Source organism: Myxococcota bacterium (assembly GCA_035498015.1).
In the GTDB taxonomy this organism is placed as follows: Bacteria; Myxococcota_A; UBA9160; order SZUA-336; family SZUA-336; genus VGRW01.
On record DATKAO010000077.1, the window covers coordinates 1 to 16,238 of the forward strand.

At 71.7% G+C, this 16,238-nt stretch carries 14 protein-coding genes and 1 pseudogene; 9 read left to right on the forward strand and 6 right to left on the reverse strand.

Annotated features, from left to right (window positions below; genetic code table 11):
• Window positions 1–564 (forward strand): acyl-CoA synthetase (locus tag VMR86_06030; GenBank protein ID HTO06599.1); only part of this gene is annotated, 564 nt, incomplete at its 5' end.
• Window positions 548–1,006 carry a nuclear transport factor 2 family protein gene (locus VMR86_06035; protein ID HTO06600.1) on the forward strand — a complete coding sequence of 153 codons (459 nt, stop codon included), beginning with the start codon at window positions 548–550 and terminating at the stop codon, window positions 1,004–1,006. The genes VMR86_06030 and VMR86_06035, both read left to right, overlap by 17 nt.
• Here the strand turns inward: VMR86_06035 and VMR86_06040 are convergent.
• Window positions 964–3,621 carry a cation-translocating P-type ATPase gene (locus VMR86_06040; GenBank protein HTO06601.1) on the reverse strand — a complete coding sequence of 886 codons (2,658 nt, stop codon included), beginning with the start codon at window positions 3,619–3,621 and terminating at the stop codon, window positions 964–966. The two genes, VMR86_06035 and VMR86_06040, sit on opposite strands and share 43 nt — an antisense overlap.
• Before the next feature lie 52 nt (window positions 3,622–3,673).
• Between VMR86_06040 and VMR86_06045 the strand changes: the two genes are divergently transcribed.
• The 3 genes and pseudogenes from VMR86_06045 (at window position 3,674) to ligD (ending at window position 8,116) form a co-directional block, all read left to right on the forward strand.
• Window positions 3,674–4,405 (forward strand): TIGR00730 family Rossman fold protein, encoded by a 732-nt coding sequence (locus tag VMR86_06045; protein HTO06602.1) that lies wholly within the window; start codon window positions 3,674–3,676, stop codon window positions 4,403–4,405.
• The gene (locus VMR86_06050) at window positions 4,402–5,796 is read left to right on the forward strand and encodes an MBL fold metallo-hydrolase (GenBank protein ID HTO06603.1); all 1,395 of its coding nucleotides are present in this window, start codon (window positions 4,402–4,404) and stop codon (window positions 5,794–5,796) included. The genes VMR86_06045 and VMR86_06050 overlap by 4 nt, the downstream gene beginning before the upstream one ends.
• Window positions 5,797–5,831: 35 nt before the next feature.
• Window positions 5,832–8,116: pseudogene (gene ligD, locus VMR86_06055) on the forward strand (DNA ligase D).
• Here the strand turns inward: ligD and VMR86_06060 are convergent.
• On the reverse strand, window positions 8,092–9,147 hold the full coding sequence (locus VMR86_06060) for an AI-2E family transporter (GenBank protein HTO06604.1): 1,056 nt from the start codon (window positions 9,145–9,147) through the stop codon (window positions 8,092–8,094). The pseudogene ligD and the gene VMR86_06060 overlap by 25 nt on opposite strands.
• Before the next feature lie 74 nt (window positions 9,148–9,221).
• Between VMR86_06060 and VMR86_06065 the strand changes: the two genes are divergently transcribed.
• Both VMR86_06065 and VMR86_06070 read left to right on the forward strand, forming a co-directional pair.
• Window positions 9,222–9,893: a heavy metal response regulator transcription factor gene (locus VMR86_06065; GenBank protein HTO06605.1), complete on the forward strand. Its 672-nt coding sequence runs from the start codon at window positions 9,222–9,224 to the stop codon at window positions 9,891–9,893.
• Window positions 9,890–11,248: an ATP-binding protein gene (locus VMR86_06070; GenBank protein HTO06606.1), complete on the forward strand. Its 1,359-nt coding sequence runs from the start codon at window positions 9,890–9,892 to the stop codon at window positions 11,246–11,248. The genes VMR86_06065 and VMR86_06070 overlap by 4 nt, the downstream gene beginning before the upstream one ends.
• Here VMR86_06070 and VMR86_06075 read toward each other — a convergent pair.
• From VMR86_06075 to VMR86_06085, 3 genes are read right to left on the reverse strand one after another with little or no spacing between them, the layout of a single operon-like run.
• Window positions 11,245–12,084 carry a hypothetical protein gene (locus VMR86_06075; protein ID HTO06607.1) on the reverse strand — a complete coding sequence of 280 codons (840 nt, stop codon included), beginning with the start codon at window positions 12,082–12,084 and terminating at the stop codon, window positions 11,245–11,247. The two genes, VMR86_06070 and VMR86_06075, sit on opposite strands and share 4 nt — an antisense overlap.
• On the reverse strand, window positions 12,081–12,908 hold the full coding sequence (locus VMR86_06080) for a hypothetical protein (GenBank protein HTO06608.1): 828 nt from the start codon (window positions 12,906–12,908) through the stop codon (window positions 12,081–12,083). Before VMR86_06080 ends, VMR86_06075 begins: the two co-directional genes overlap by 4 nt.
• A 7-nt stretch (window positions 12,909–12,915) precedes the next feature.
• Window positions 12,916–14,001 carry a hypothetical protein gene (locus VMR86_06085; GenBank protein ID HTO06609.1) on the reverse strand — a complete coding sequence of 362 codons (1,086 nt, stop codon included), beginning with the start codon at window positions 13,999–14,001 and terminating at the stop codon, window positions 12,916–12,918.
• Between the two features lie 107 nt (window positions 14,002–14,108).
• Between VMR86_06085 and VMR86_06090 the strand changes: the two genes are divergently transcribed.
• Window positions 14,109–14,525 carry a hypothetical protein gene (locus VMR86_06090; GenBank protein ID HTO06610.1) on the forward strand — a complete coding sequence of 139 codons (417 nt, stop codon included), beginning with the start codon at window positions 14,109–14,111 and terminating at the stop codon, window positions 14,523–14,525.
• 108 nt (window positions 14,526–14,633) lie between these two features.
• Here VMR86_06090 and VMR86_06095 read toward each other — a convergent pair whose 3' ends face one another.
• Entirely contained in the window at window positions 14,634–15,506 is an 873-nt protein-coding gene (locus VMR86_06095) for an OmpA family protein (GenBank protein ID HTO06611.1), read from the reverse strand.
• A 379-nt stretch (window positions 15,507–15,885) separates the two neighbouring features.
• Between VMR86_06095 and VMR86_06100 the strand changes: the two genes are divergently transcribed.
• Window positions 15,886–16,173 carry a hypothetical protein gene (locus VMR86_06100; protein HTO06612.1) on the forward strand — a complete coding sequence of 96 codons (288 nt, stop codon included), beginning with the start codon at window positions 15,886–15,888 and terminating at the stop codon, window positions 16,171–16,173.
• Window positions 16,174–16,238: the final 65 nt, after the last annotated feature.

A 16,238-nucleotide genomic window follows, 5' to 3' on the forward strand; every position in this document is an offset into this window, starting at 1 on the left:
ACCGTCGGGCGCGCCTGGGCGAACTCCGAGATCCGCGTGCTCGACGACGAGGGCAAGGATTGCCCGCCGGGCACGCCGGGCACGGTCTACATGAAGCTCGGCGCCGCCGACTTCGAGTACAAGGGCGACCGCAAGAAGACCGACGAGAACCGCCGCGCGGGCTTCTTCACGGTGGGCGACGTCGGCTACCTCGACGACGAGAAGTACCTGTTCCTGTGCGACCGCAAGAACGACATGATCATCTCGGGGGGCGTGAACATCTACCCGGCCGAGATCGAGAACGTGCTGCTCACGCACCCCAAGGTCGGCGACGTGGCCGTGTTCGGCATCCCGAACGAGGACTGGGGCGAAGAGGTGAAGGCGGTGGTCGAGCCGGCGGCTGGAGTCACTCCGGGCCCCGCGCTGGCCGACGAGATCTTCGCCTTCTGCGCCGACAAGCTGGCGAAGTTCAAGACGCCCAAGACCATCGACTTCGTGTCCGAGCTGCCGCGCGACCCGAACGGGAAGCTCTACAAGCGCAAGCTGCGTGACCCGTACTGGGCGAACCGTGACCGCGCCATCTGAAGATTTCTTCCAGATCCAGCAGGTGCTCTACGCCTACGCGCGTGCGATCGACGCCAAGGACTGGAAGTCACTCGAGCGGGTGTTCACACCCGACGCGCGCATCCACTACGCCCTGGAGCGCGGCGCACAGCTGCGCTTTCCCGAGCTCGGGCCGTGGCTCGCGCGCGCGATGACCATCTTCAAGGCCACGCAGCACGTGATCTCGAACCCGTCGATCGAGCTGCGCGGCGACACCGCGAGCTCGACCGCCTACCTGGTCGCGACTCACGTGCAGGTGAGACCCGACGGCACGGAGAATCTCACCACCGAAGGGGGGCGCTACACCGACACGTGGCAGCGCACGGCCGAAGGCTGGCGGATCGCGACCCGCAAGCTCGAGCGCATCTGGGTCGACGGCAGCTATCTCGTTCCGCCCGAGATCCGGCTCTTTCCCGCGGGCTGAGACCCGCGCACGAGCTTCACGGCCTCGAGCACGGCGAGCGGCAGCGCGCCGAGCGCGATCCACGACGCGAGCTCTGCGGGCTCGATCGGCCCGGTCTGGAACACCTCTTCCAGGAGCGGAATGCGGTGGAGCGAGAGCTGCAGGGCGAAGCTCCCCGCCACGACCAGGAACAGGCGCAGGTTCGAGAACAGACCGAGCACCCAGATGGAGTGAGTCTCGCTGCGAGCGCCGAAGGCCCGCAGCAGCTCAGCGAAGGTGAGCACGGAGAAAGCGGCGTTCCTCGCGGCGGCGAGGTCCGTCCCGCGCCACAGCTCCCAGCTGAAGGTGCCAAAAGTGACCGCCGAGGTGAGTGCCGCGGTGAGCAGGATCGTTCCGACGAGCCCGCGGTCGGCGAAAGGTGAGTCGGGTCGCCGCGGCGGGCGGGCGAGCGCGCCCGGATCGATCGGGTCGGTCGCGAGCGCGAGCGCGGGCAGGCCGTCGGTCACCAGATTCACCCAGAGGAGCTGGACCGGGAGCAGCGGTAGGGGCGTGCCGACCAGCGTGGCCAGCAGCATCACCGCCAGCTCCGCGGAGTTGCCCGCCAGGAGGTAGCCGAGCGTCTTGCGGATGTTGTCGAAGATGCGGCGCCCCTCCTCGACGGCGGCCACGATCGAGGAGAAGCGGTCGTCGGTGATCACGATGTCCGCGGCCGACTTCGCGACCTCGGTCCCGGTCCGGCCCATGGCGATCCCGATCGAGGCCTCGCGCAGGGCGGGGGCGTCGTTCACGCCGTCGCCGGTCATGGCGACGACGGCCCCGAGCCTCTTCCACGCGCGCACGATGCGGAGCTTGTGCGCGGCAGTCACTCGCGCGTACACGGCGGTGCGCGGAACGCGCGTCGCGAGCGCGGGATCGTCGAGCTGCTCCAGCTCCGGACCGGTCGCCAGCTCGTCTCCGGGGCCGAGTATGCCGAGCTCCGAGGCGATCGCTCGCGCGGTGTCCGGATGGTCTCCCGTGATCATGACGGCGCGGATCCCGGCGCGCCGGCAGCGCGCGAGCGCATCGGGCACGTCGGCGCGAGGGGGATCCTGCAGGCCCGCCAGTCCCACGAATACGAGCCCGTTCTCGACGTCGCCCTCGGGCGGGTAGCTTTCCAGACGCCGCTCCGCGAACGCCAGCACGCGCAGCGCGTCGCCCGCGAAGAGCGCGACCCGCTCGTGGAGCCTCTCGCGCCCGAGCTCGTCGAGTGACTCGATCCCGCTCGAGGTCCGGACGTGCGAGCAGCGCGCGAGCACGACCTCGGGCGCACCCTTCACGGCGGCGACCAGGGCGTCCCCACGGCGGCGGACGATCGTCATGAGCTTGCGGTCCGAGTCGAACGGCAGCACCGCGACCCGCGGCGAGTCGCGCTCGACGTCGCTGCGCCGGATGGCCCGCTTCGCCGCTTCCACCAGCAGGGCGCCCTCGGTCGGGTCGCCCACCACCTCGACCCCGGCGGCGCCCGGCGCGAGCTCGGCGTCGTTGCACGCCGCGGCGACCCACAGGACGGGCTCGGCAGCGCCTGCTGCCGAGAACAGCCGGCGCACCGTCATCGCCCCGACGGTCAGGGTTCCCGTCTTGTCGGTGCAGATCACCTCGGTCGAGCCGAGCGTCTCGACCGCCGCGAGGCGCCGCACGAGTGAGTTGCGCTGCACCATGCGCTCCACACCGAGGGCGAGCGCCAGAGTGACCACAGCCGGCAGGCCCTCGGGAATCGCCGCGACCGCGAGGCTGACGGCGGTCATGAACAGTCCGGTGCGCTCGAGGCCGCGGAGCAGGCCGAGCCCGAACACCAGCGCCACGATCGCGAGGCTCGCCCACACCAGCAGCCGGGCGACGCGGTCGAGACGGCGCTGCAGCGGGGTCTCGTCGCGCGTCGCGGTCTCGAGCAGCTGGGCGATTCCGCCCAGCTCGGTGTGCGCGCCCGTCGCAGTCACGAGCGCGCGGCCCGACCCGGTCGCAACGCTGGTGCCGAGAAAGACCGAGTTGGCACGGTCCGCGAGCGGCGTCGCCTCCGGCAACGCCCCGAGCCGCTTCTCGACGGGCTCCGACTCACCGGTCAGCGCGGCTTCGCTCGTGCGCAGGGCCGCGGCCGCCACCAGGCGCGCGTCCGCTGCCACGAGGTCGCCCGCGTCGAGCAGCAACAGGTCGCCGCGCACGATCTCGCGCGCCGGCACCAGCGCCGCCGCGCCGCCCCGCACGACCCGCGCGCTCGGCGCGCTGAGCTTCGCCAACGCCGCGACCGCCCGCTCCGAGCGATACTCCTGCGCGAAGCCGGTCGCGCCGTTCAAGACGACGATCGCCAGGATGGCCGCGCCGTCGAGCGCGTCGCCGACGACGAGCGAGACGACCGCCGCGCCGATGAGGACCCAGACCACGAGGCTCGCGAACTGACCCGCGAGGATCGCGAGCGCCGAGCGGCCCCGCGCGCGCTCGATCTCGTTCGGCCCTTCGACGGCGAGGCGGCGCGCGGCCTCTTCACGCGCGAGGCCGCTCGCGGCGTCCGTCTCGAGCTCGGCGGTGAGAACCTCCGCCGGGCGCACGTGCCAGGCAGTCACTTCGCTCGTTGCCGCTCGCGCCGCTTCAAGCCTTCCCAACCCGCGGCCCTCTGCTAATACCGCCTCCGGCGATTCCGAGAGGGGCAGCGATGTGAGCGAGCAGAACCCGACCTCGAAAGAAGCCCTGGAGAGCATAGGTTGGCCGGTCTCCGAGGACGACCGGGAGCGCATCTCGCGCATCGAGGGCGAGCTCGAACGCGGCTTCGCCGCGCTGCGCGGCGTCGAGCCCGCGGTTGCGATCTTCGGCTCGGCGCGCGCGCGCCCCGAAGACCCGGTCTACGCCGCGGCGCGCGCGACCGCCCGCGCGGTGGCCGGCGCCGGCTTCGACGTGCTCAGCGGCGGCGGCCCCGGGGTGATGGAAGCCGCGTGCCGGGGCTGCGCCGAAGGCGGCGGCCTGCCGGTCGGCCTCACGATCGAGCTGCCGGACGAGCAGCCGACGAACACCTGGGTCCAACGCGAGTGCCGCTTCCACTACTTCTTCGCGCGCAAGCTCATGTTCGTGCGCTACTCCTGCGCCTTCCTGATCTTCCCGGGCGGCTTCGGCACGCTCGACGAGGCCTTCGAGGCACTCACTCTCGTGCAGACTCACAAGATCCCGCACTTTCCCGTCCTGCTGCACGCGGATCCTTACTGGGCCGGGTTCCGGCGGCTGCTCGACGACATGGTGGCGCGCGGCGCGATCTCGTCGCACGAGCACCGCCAGGTGCGCGAGTTCTCGACGCCGGCCGAGGCGCTGGACATCCTCCTCCACTGTCACCGGAACCTGTGCGAAGCGCTCCACAAGCCGCCGCTGCACGCGCGCGGGCGAGGCGGTGCCGAATGACTGCCCCCGCTGCGCTGCGCTTCCTGGGCGCGGTCGGGACCGTGACCGGTTCGAAGTTCCTGCTCGAGCTCGGCGGCGCGCGGGTGCTGCTCGACTGCGGTCTGTTCCAGGGCCGCAAGGAGCTGCGGCTGCGCAACTGGGCGACGGTGCCCTTCGACCCGGCGAAGCTCGACGCGATCGTTCTCAGTCACGCGCACATCGATCACTCCGGGTATCTGCCGCGCGTGGTGCGGGAAGGGTTTCGCGGGCCCGTGTACTGCACGGCCGGGACCGCCGATCTCCTCGGGATCCTCCTGCCCGACTCCGCGAGGCTCCAGGAGGACGACGCGGAGCGCGCCAACCGGGTCGGCTACACGAAGCACCATCCGGCGCTGCCACTCTATTCCGTCGCCGACGCCACGGCGGCGATGTCGCACCTGCAGCCGCGGCCCTACGGGTGCGAATTCGCGGTCGCGAACGGCGTGCGCGCGATCTTCCGGCGCGCGGGCCACATACTCGGCTCGGCGACGGTGGAGCTCGAGCTGGACACGCGGCCCGCGACGCGGCTCGTCTACTCGGGAGACCTGGGACGCCCGGGCCGGCCGATCCTGCGCGACCCCGAGCCCGTGGAGTCCGCCGACTATCTGCTCGTGGAGTCGACCTACGGCGACCGCGTCCACTCACACGACGAGGTGGAGCGGCTCGCCGCGCTCGTGAACGAGACCGCCGCGCGCGGCGGCGCGCTGCTCGTGCCCTCGTTCGCGGTGGGGCGGAGTCAGGAGCTCGCCTTCACCCTGCGTCGCCTCGAGGACGAGGGGCGGATTCCGCCGCTGCCCGTGTTCGTCGACAGCCCGATGGCGATCGCCGGCACGGAGATCTACCGCCGCCACCCGGAGGACCACGACCTCGACATGCGCCAGCTCGTGGACGAGCACCGCGATCCGTTGCGCTGCCGGAGACTCACGCTGGTGCACTCGGCCGAAGAGTCGAAGCGACTGAACCGCCTGACCGGCGGCTTCATCGTGATCGCCGGCAGCGGCATGGCGACGGGCGGGCGTATCCTGCACCACCTCGCGCTGCGTCTCCCCGATCGGCGCACGACCGTGCTGCTCCCGGGCTTCCAAGCGGCAGGCACGCGCGGGCGCGCGCTGCAGGAAGGCGCGACGTCGCTGCGCATCCACGGCCAGGACGTTCCGGTGAAGGCCCGGATCGAGACCATCGACGGGTTCTCGGCGCACGCAGACCGGAACGAGATACTCGACTGGCTCGGTCATTTCCGAGCGCCGCCTCGCCACACCTGGGTGGTTCATGGCGAGCCGTCGGCCGCGTCGGCGCTTGCGGGCGAGATCGGCTCACGGCTGGGCTGGACGGTGAGCGTCGCCGCCGACGGCGAGGTAGGCTCGCTCTCGTAGCCCGCTGGCACACGGCCTGCACCACGAGGGGGCACATGGCGCTTCGTGAATACCGGCGCAAGCGTGACTTTGCGCGCACGCCCGAGCCGCGTGGCGGAGCGCGCGGCCCCGGCGCCTGGAAAGCCAGCTTCGTGGTGCAGAAACACGCGGCGCGCAGCCTGCACTACGACTTCCGCCTGGAGCACGAAGGGGTGTTGTGGAGCTGGGCGGTGCCCAAGGGCCCGAGCAACGACCCGCGCGTGAAGCGCCTGGCGGTGCGCACGGAGGACCATCCCCTCGAGTACGGCGGCTTCGAGGGCGAGATTCCCGGCGGCGAGTACGGCGCCGGCTCGGTGGAGATCTGGGACCGCGGCACGTGGGAGCCCGAGGGCGACGCGGCGCGCGCGCTCGAGCGCGGCAAGCTCAGCTTCACGCTGCACGGCGAGCGGCTGCGCGGCCGCTGGCACCTGGTGCGCACCCAGCAGGGCTGGCTCTTGTTCAAGGGCAAGCGAGTCACTTCGTGAAGCGCGCCAGCGGCCGCGATCCCCTGCCCCGCTTCGTGGCGCCGCAGCTCGCGACCCTGGTGGCCGAGCCGCCCGAGGGCGTGGAGTGGCTGCACGAGCTGAAGCTCGACGGCTACCGCATCGAGGCCCGGATCGAGCGCGGCGCGGTGCGCCTGTTCTCGCGCGGCGGCAACGAGTGGACCGCTCGCCTGCCCACGCTGGCGCGCGCGCTCGCGGCGCTCCCGGCGCATAAGGCGCTGCTCGACGGCGAGGTGGTCGTGCTGCGCGACGGGATCAGTGACTTCCAGGCGCTGCAGAACGCGATCTCGCTGCGCGACGACTCGCGCTGCGTGTACTTCGTGTTCGACGTCCTGCACCTCGATGGTCACGACCTGCGCCGGCACCCGCTCGTGGAGCGCAAGGAGCTGCTCCGCCAGCTGCTCGAGGGCGCCGACGACCGCACGCGCTACTCCGACCACGTCGTCGGACGCGGCGCTGAGTTCTTCCACGCCGCCTGCGAGCGCCACGCCGAGGGGGCGGTGTGCAAGCGCGCCGACTCGGCCTACGAGTCGGGCCGCTCCCGCGCCTGGCTGAAGGTGAAGTGCAAGGCGCGCCAGGAGTTCGTGGTCGGCGGCTTCACGGCCCCGGCGGGCGCGCGCGAGCACCTCGGGGCGCTGTTGATCGGCGAGCACGGCCCGGGCGGCGAGCTGCGCTACGCGGGCAAGGTCGGCACCGGCTTCAGCGCGCAGTCACTCGCCGAGCTGCACCGCAAGCTGCGCCCGCTCGAGCAACGCGCGCCGCCCTTCGAGCCCGCGCCGCGCGGCGCGGAGGCGCGCGGCGTGCGCTGGGTGCGTCCGGAGCTCGTGGCCGAGGTCGAGTACACCGAGCGCACGCGCGAGGGGCGCGTGCGCCACCCATCGTTCCGAGGACTGCGAGAGGACAAGCCCGCGATGCAAGTCACGAAGGAGACCCCGGCGGCCGGCGTGCCGCGGCTCACTCACCCCGACCGCGTGCTCTATCCGGAGCTCGGGATCACCAAGGCCGACCTGGCGCGCTACTACGCCGAGGTCGCGCCCTTCCTGCTGCCGCACGCCGCGCACCGGCCGCTCTCGCTGGTGCGCTGCCCGGAGGGCCGCACGGGCCCGTCGTTCTTCCAGAAACACCCGGGCCGCGGCACGCCCGAGTCGATCGAGCGCGTGAAGCTGCGCGAAGCGGGCGGCGTCGCGGAGTACATGGCGATCGCCGACGCCGACGGGCTGGCCGCGCTGGTTCAGCTGGGCGCGCTCGAGCTGCACGTCTGGGGCTCGCGCACGACCGACCTCGAGCACCCCGACCAGATCGTCTTCGACCTCGACCCCGACCCGAAAGTGCCCTGGAAGGACGTGGTCGCGGCCGCGCGCGCCGTGCGCGACCGGCTCGAGACACTCGGCCTCGAGAGCTTCGCGAAGACCACCGGCGGCAAGGGTCTGCACGTCGTGGCGCCGCTGGTTCCGCGCGCGAGCTGGGACGAGGTGAAGGCCTTCACGCGCGCGATCGCCGACGAGCTCGTGGCGCGCGAGCCGGAGCGCTATCTCGCCAAGGCCACCAAGAGCGCGCGGCGCGGGAAGATCTTCCTCGACTATCTGCGCAACGCGCGCGGCGCCACCGCGGTCTGCCCCTATTCGACCCGCGCCCGCGAAGGCGCGACGGTGGCGACGCCGCTGGCATGGAGCGAAGTGACTGCCCGCCTCGATCCCCGGCGCTTCACGCTGCACAGCCTGCCCAAGCGGCTGGCCAAGGGGCCCGATCCGTGGCAGCGCTACACGAAACTGCGTCAGTCACTGCCGGCGCTGCGGTAGCGCGCCGGGAACTCGGCCAGGAGCCCGAAGCCCACCGCGAGCAGCACCGGCCCGACGAACATGCCGAGCAGCCCCAGGCTCGCCAGCCCCCCCACGACGCCGAAGAACACCAGCATGAACGGAATCCGCGTGGGCCCGCTGATCAGGAGCGGCCGCAGCACGTTGTCGATCGAGCTCACCAGCAGCGCCCCCCACAGCGCGAGCCCCACCGCGGCCCACACCGAGCCCTGCGTCCACAGCCAGATACACGCGCCGATCCAGATCAGCGCCGGCCCGGCGGGAATGAGTGACGCCAGCGCCGTCGCGAAGCCGAAGAACACGGGCGACGGCACGCCGAAGATCGCGAAGCCGATGCCCGCGAGCACGCCCTGCGCCAGCGCCGTGCCCAGCAGCCCGAACACCACCGCACTCACGATCGCGCCCACTTTGTCGACCAGGCGCGGGTCGTCGCTGGGCAAGAGCAGCACCGCGAGGCGCCGCGCGTGACCCGCGATGCGCTCGCCGTCGAGATACAACGCGAACAGCACCACGAGCGTGATCACGAACTCGAGCAGATTGCGCGCGATGCCGCTGCCCAGCGCCACCGCCCACTGCGAGCCGACCTGTCCGTAGCGCGCGATCCACTCGCCGGCGGCGGCCGGGCCGAACAGCGGGCTCTCGCGCATCTCCTCCACCCGCTTTGCGAGCCACGGGGTATCGCTCACCCACTGAGGCGGCTGCGCACCCGCATTCACCCACTCCTGCACGCGCTCCGCCACGACGCTCGCCTGGGAGGCGAAGGCCAGCAACAGCCAGCCCACGGGCAGCGCGACGGCCGTGGCGAAGATCAAGGTGACGGCCGCCGCGGTGGCTCCCGGACGCCCCGTCCAGGCCCGGGCGCGCGCGTAGATCGGCCAGGTCATGTAGGCCGCAATTGCCGCCCAAACCCCCGGAACCAGGAAGGGACTCAAGATCCAGAAGGTCGCGGCGAGAAGCCCCAGTCCCACGAGCACCCGCGCGACGATCAGCCCCGGACGCCGCTCCTCCACCATGGCGGCCAGTATCTCCGGTTTGCGCGGGGCGCGGTAGCGCGGCGCAAACCGCCCACTGCGGCTAATCTAGGGCCATGCGCGTATTGGTGGTCGAAGACGAGCTCAGGGTCCGCAGTTTCGTGGAGCGCGGTCTGCGCGAGGCGGGTTTCGCGGTCGACTCGGCGGTCGACGGCGAGGACGGCTTGCGTCTCGGGCTGGTGAACCCCTACGACGCGATCGTGCTCGACCTCATGCTGCCGCGCCGCGACGGTCTCTCGGTGCTGCGCGAGCTGCGCTCGGGCGGGCGCGCCACGCCGGTGCTCGTGCTGTCCGCGCGCGACGAGATCGACGACAAGGTGCGCGGCCTCGACGCCGGCGCCGACGACTATCTGCCCAAGCCGTTCGCATTCGCGGAGCTCCTGGCGCGCGTGCGCGCGCTCTTGCGCCGCGGCACCGCGCGCCCGAGCCTGCTCGAGGTCGGTGACCTGCGCGTCGACCTGCTCTCGCGCAAGGCCGAGCGCGCCGGCACGCGGCTCGACCTGACCCAGAAGGAGTTCGCGCTGCTCGAGTATCTCGCGCGGCACGCCGGCGAGGTGGTGACCCGCACGATGATCTCCGAGCACGTGTGGGACATGAATTTCGACAGCTTCTCGAACGTGATCGACGTCTACATCCGCTATCTGCGGCGCAAGATCGACGAGCCGTTCGAGAAGAAGCTGATCCACACCCGCCGTGGGGTCGGCTACATGCTCTCCGCCGCGACGTGAACCGAAGCATCCGCCTGCGCATCGCGCTCGCGGTGTTCGCCGTCGTGGTGAGTCTGGTCGCGCTCCAGATCGTGTACGTGCTGGAGCGCTTCAAGTACACGCTGACCGAAGAGGTCGACGACCGGCTGTTCGAGGGCCTCGCCGACCTGCGCGTCGTGCTGGCGGCCGGGAACGCCCAGGACTGGATCGACCAGACCATGGCCGCGCAGAAGACCGAGAACGAGATGTTCGTCGAGGTGCGCGACGCCGACGGCAAGCTGGTCGCGCGCAGCGCGAACATTCCGGCCACGGGCTTCCCGAACGCGCTCGAGATCGCGCACGGCGCACCGCCGCGCTTCTGGGAGTTCCGGGATCCGCGGGGCAAGCGCACGAGCTCCCGGCGCGTGCGCGCGCTCGAGACCTGGGTGGGCGACTACCGGGTCAACATCGGGATGAGCCTGAAGGAGGTCCAGCGCTGGTACTGGGGCCTGCGCAAGAACCTGGTGAGCTCGCTGGTGGCGCTCTCCGTTGCCGTCGCGCTCTCGGCCTACGTGGTCGCGGCGCGCTCGCTGCGCCCGGTGTCGCGCATCGCCGCCCAGGCGCGGGCGCTGGGCGGGCTGTCCGACGGCGTGCTGCCGCGCACCGGCTCGGGCGACGAGATCGACCGGCTGGCCGCCGTGCTGAACGACCTTTTGCAGCGCATTCGCGAAGAGGTCATGCGCGTGCGGCGACTCACTGCCGATGCCGCGCACGCGCTGCGCACTCCGTTGACTGCGATCCGCGGCCACCTGGAGCTCGACGCGGCCGGCGAGAACGGCGCCAGTGAGCCGGTCGAGATCGCCATCGAGCAAGTCGACGACCTGATCCGCTTCGTGAATCGCCTGCTGTTCCTCGAGAAGCTGGAGAGCGGCCTGGCCGAGCCCGTGGCGCGCGAGAAGCTCGACCTCCTGGCGCTGGCGCGCGCGCTGGTCGACCACTTGCGCGTGATCGCCGAGGAACGCTCGATCTCACTCGACTGTCTGGGCGAGAGCGCCTGGATCGAAGGCGACGCCGGGCAGCTGCGACAGGCGATCCTGAACCTGGTCGACAACGCGCTCCGGCACACGCCGTCGGGCGGGAAGGTCGCGGTCGAGGTCGGCGTGCGCGGCGGCGCCGCCGAGCTGGTGGTGACCGACACCGGACGCGGGCTGCCCCCCGATCAGCTCGAGCGCGTGTTCGAGCGCTTCTACTCCACGCGCGCCGGCTCGGGCGCGGGCACGGGCCTGGGCCTGCCGATCGCGCGCGCGATCGCGCGCACCCACGGCGGCGACGTCACCGCGACCTCGCCGGGCGGCGCGCGCTTCGTGCTGCGCGTGCCGCTCGCCGGCGCCGCCTAGCGCGCCCGCTCCAGCTCCGCGGCCAGCGCCGCCACGCTCTCGCGCAGCTTGCGCGGGCCGCGTCCGCGCAGGAAGGGCGCCAGCACGGCCACGGACTCGAGCGCGCGGAAGCGCCCGACCGCGCCGTGCGCCACCGCACGCTCCAGGCGACGCCGATCGGTGTAGCCCTCGACCAGCGCGCGCAGCCACGGGGCGGCCCGGGCCCCGGCCGCGCGCTGCAGCGAGGCCACGAAGCCAGCGATCTCCACGTCGACCAGCTGCTCGACGCGGCCTGCGTCGGTGTAGGCGTACTCGAAGTCGAAGGCCGTGAACACCCCGGCGCGGTCGATCAGGTGCGCGAAGCTCGGGTGCGCGTGCAGCAGCGCCGGCTCGCGCAGCGACTCGGCCAGGGCATGGCGGCGGCTCCACTCGGCGGCGAAGGCGCGCAGCGCGGGCTCGAGCTCGGGCAGCGCGGCGCTGCGCAGGCGCGCGTCGACGGTCGGGCCGTCCACGCGCTCCATCACCAGCACCGGCTCTGCCGGTGGCTCGGGCAACGGCCAGGCGAGACACTCGGGCACGGCGAAGCCGTGTGCGCGCCACAGCCCGAGCAGCCGCGCTTCCGTGTCGCGCCGCGTGCGCGCCGAGAGACCCGTCTTGCCCACCAGGAAGCGGTGGCCGAAGCCGCGCAGCCAGGTGGGCAGCGGCGCGCGCTTGCGGCCGTAGACCTTCACCACGACTTCGCGACCGCGCATGCGCGCCGACACCACCTGGTGTCGGCCGTCGCCGCGCTCGGAGCGCGCGAGCAACACGCCGTCGAGCCCGCCCACGCGGACCGCACGGCCGGTCGCGGCGCTCATCCGCGCCCGAGCAGGGCGTCGAGGCGCGCAGCGATGCGGTATTTCGACGAAGGCTTGCGCGCGCGCGCGCGGAACGCGAGGTCGAGCTTGCGGCCCACGCGCACGAACGGGTTGGGATCGGCGAACGCGAACTCGTGCGTGTAACTCAGCAGGTCGCGGCCCGGGTAACCGTCGACGGTGGCCTGCAGGAAGGCCTCGAACTCGTCGCCCACCGTGCGCGCGAGTGACTTCAGGTAGCAGAGGATCTCGCGCGCCACGACCTCGCGCACGCGCCCGCGCGCGCGGAACACCGTCTCGAAATCGAAGAACAGGAACTCGTCGCCCACGATCATCACGTGCTTGAGGTCGCCGTTCTCGTGCACGAAGCGCGGCTCGCGCCGGTCGACGGCGAGCTGGTGGCGCCGGTGCCACACGGGCAGGAAGCGCCGCCAGGTCTCGAGCCGTGTCTCGAGCGGAACCGAACGGTCCGCGAAGTAGTGCACGAAGCGCGGCGCCTCGACATACTCGAACAGCGCCTGCCCCTCGCGCGGCAGGCCCTCGACCACGGCGTCGTACACGCCGAACACGCGAAAGCCGGCGTCGCGCCACAGGGCGATGCAGTCGAGCTCGGTCTGCCGGCGCGACCAGGGCATGACCGCCGTCTGGTTGGCGAGCGCCAGGTTGCCCGCGCTCTTGAGCGCGTAGCGCCACAGCGGCAGGCTGCCGTAGTAGACCTTCAGCACGGCCCAGCGCCCCTGGAACGGCACCTTGTACAGGTAGTTGCCGTTCTTGTGCAGCAGATACTTCTCGAGATCGTCGAAGCGGAGCACCGCGGGGCCGCTCATCTCGCGATTACAGCAAAACTCGCGGCGCCTCGCCCCCGGCGTCGAACGGGCTCGTGATCACCCACAGCCGCTCGCCGAGCCAGGCCTCGACGTGACACTCGCGCGAGCCGGCGGGAGCCGGCAGCGTGACCTCCGCGCCCTGCGCCGAGGCGACCGCCTCGCCCGCGCACACCAGCTCGACGCGCGCCTCGAGCGGAGAGCTCACCGCCCAGCCCTCGGCCGTGCGCGCGACCGCGAAGTGACTCACCGGCGCCAGGCCCTCCCAGGCCACGTAGCTGCGCCCGGCGCGCAGCGCGTCGAGCACGCCCGCGGCGCTGCGCTCGCGCGCGAGCACGTGAGTCGTGACCAGCCGGAACACGTCGCGGTAGCGGTCGAGCGTCCCGCCGAGCGGCCCCAGCACGCGGAACTTGGCGTGGGCGTCGACGCCGCCCACCAGCGCGCGCACGCCCGAGAGCCGCGCGAGCCGCTGCAGGTTGCCCTCCGGCGTGCGCAGCAGCGGGCGCATGGCCCAGGCCGCGGGCAAGAAGAGCTCGCCCAGCACCAGCCGCCCGCCGACCTCGAGCGCGGTCGCGTGCAGGTTCGCGATCTCCACGCCGTCGGGCGCCGCGGCGGCGTAGCTCTCGGGATCGGCGAGCTGCGACGCCTCGAAATGGCCCACGAACGCGAGCCCGCCGCGTCGGTGCACCTCGGCCACGAGCTTCGCCGGGTCGCGGGGCAGGCGGGCGCGGCGCGAGACGCCGAGCGCGAGCACCGAGGCGCCCGCCGAGTTCACCTCCCAGCCCGGGATCAGGATCACGCCTTCGACCACTCCGCGCGCCGGGCTGAGCTCGGCGCGGTAGGTGTGCTCGGTCAGCGCCACGAAGGCGATGCCCGCGTCGTGCGCGGCATCGATCAGCTCGCCGATGTCGCCCTTCGCGTCGTGCGACACGCGCGTGTGTACGTGCACCACGCCGCGCAGGTCGAGCAGCCCGTCGCTGTGGAAGACCGCGCCGCCGCGATCCTCGCCGCTCGGCCAGGGCAGCGCCGCGCACGCGGTGAGCGCGCACAGCGCCGCGGCGCACACGGCGAGCCGACCCGCGGGACACCCCCTCATCACGGCGGAAGATACCCGCGCAGGGTCACTGCGCGACCTCGCGGCCCGGGTGTAGCATCAGCTCCGCCCAATCAGGGCAGGGAGGGTCTATGCGACGAGAGGTGATTGTGGCCTTCGCGATTCTCGGCCTGGCCGCTTGCGGTCAGCGCCAGAACCAGGGGGCTCCGAACGCAAGCGCCACGGGGACGGCGCCGGCGCCGACGAGCGAAGCCGCGAATCCGGGCGTCGGCGCGGCCGCGAACCCGGACAGCTCGAGCTGCCTCGATCTGGTGGCGAACGAGATGTACTCCGACGCAGTGCCGGTGTGCGAGCGCGCGCTGCAAGCCGACTCCGCGAACGAGAAGGTCAAGGCGGCGCTCGCCGCCGCGCAGGCCAAGATCGCGGACATGGCGGCCAAGGCGGCCAGCGGCGCCGCCGACGCCGCGCAGGGCGCGGCCGACGCGGCCAAGGACGCCGCAGGCTCCGCCGATGATGCGGCCAAGGACGCGGCGGGCTCCGTGCCGCCGGCGCCCAAGACTTACTGACCTGTCGAGTCACTCGCTTTCGGGATCCGAGAGCGGCAGCCCGAAAGAAACGACCCCTGGGACACGCGAAGTGTCCCAGGGGTCTTCGTTTCTCCCTACGACTCGAGCCTACTCGACGTCGAGCGTGACGCGCCGGTTCTGGGCGCGGCCGTCCTTCGTCTTGTTGTCGGCCACCGGCTGTGACTCGCCGTAGCCCACGGCCGTGAGCCGCGATGCGTCGATGCCGTGCGCGACCAGGTAGTCACGCACCGACTTGGCGCGGCGCTCGGACAGGCCCTGGTTGTAGGCGTCGGTGCCGACGCTGTCGGTGTGACCGCCGACACGCACGTGCGCGTCCGGGTTCTCCTTCAATACGTCGACGGCGGCGTCGAGCACCGGCTCCGCCTCGGGCTTGATCACAGCCTTGTCGAAGTCGAAGTTGATGCCGCGCAGAACGATCGTCTTCTTGCCGACCGCCGCCGCAGCGACGGAGACGGGCGCGCTGCCCTTGCCGGCCATGTTGTTGTTGTCGGTGACCGTGCAGGTCGCGTTGTAGTTGCCCGCGCTGGAGTAGGTGTGGTGCGGATTTTGCTCCGTGGAGGTCGTGCCATCACCGAAGTCCCAGGAGTAGCCCTTGATGCCTGCGTCGGACTGCCCGACTGCGCGGAAGTCAACCGCGAGCGGGGGTGCACCCGAGCTCGGGTTCGCGGTGCAGCGCGCGACCGGCGCGGCCTTCACCTCTTCCGGAGCAGTGAGTGCGCACAGCAACGCACCGCCGACCGCGCCCACGCCGCCGCCGATCGCGGCCGCCTCGCGCAAGTCGTCGCGGTTGTCGTCGCCGTGGTGCCAGTTCGAAGCAATGCCGCCGCCGAGAGCGCCGAGACCGCCACCGATCACTGCGCATACCACGGGCGTGGCCGCTCCGAACGTCTCATGCATGCTCGCGCAGCCCGAGCCCAGGGCGAGCAGTCCAACCGAAACCAGAGTCGTGAGTCCCTTCATCTTGGCGCTTCCTCCAGAGGTCGCGGATCGTGCGCAGATATCCGACGCACTCACGCATCTAGCGCGCAGGTCGATCCGACTAGGCCGCATGATGACGGGATTTGCACCTTTTGCAAGCGTGGAGAACTGGTACAGATGAGCGGGAAGGCTGCGGGTTCGCCTTCCCCGGACCTTCACCGGATGAGAGGATTTGCCGAATCGATCCAGGCGCGGAGGGGGCGCCCTTAGTGGATACAGGAGGCTTGGAGCGATGTTGGGTCGTTCGAGCGCAACTCAGTTCCGGATCGCGTTGATTCTCGCCGTGGGTGTGCTCGCACTCACGGCCCCCGCAGCCCGTGCCGCGCAGCCGCAGACTTTCGAGAGCTTCTGCGCGGAGTGGATGGGGAAGCTCGCCGCACGCGAGCAGGCCAATGCGGCCAAGGTCCAGTACACGCCTCAAGGCGGTCAGGTCGTCGGGACCTACACCGGCTACGAGAAGACCCCCCTGAAGTGCCAGTCGCGCGCCAAGCCCGGCGTGCGCGGCGTGGGCACGCTGGTCTACAACCAGCTGCAGCTGCGCAAGGCCGGAACCTCGGCCGAAGCGGCGAAGAAGAGCTCCCCGGAGGTCGTCGAGAAGACCGAGGTGATGGAGATCTTCAGCTTCGACGGGTCGGCCTGGAAGTACTGACCGAACGGCCGTTTCCGTCGCAATTCCCGGCATCTCGCACCCGCCGGCGGCCGCGTTGACGCGGC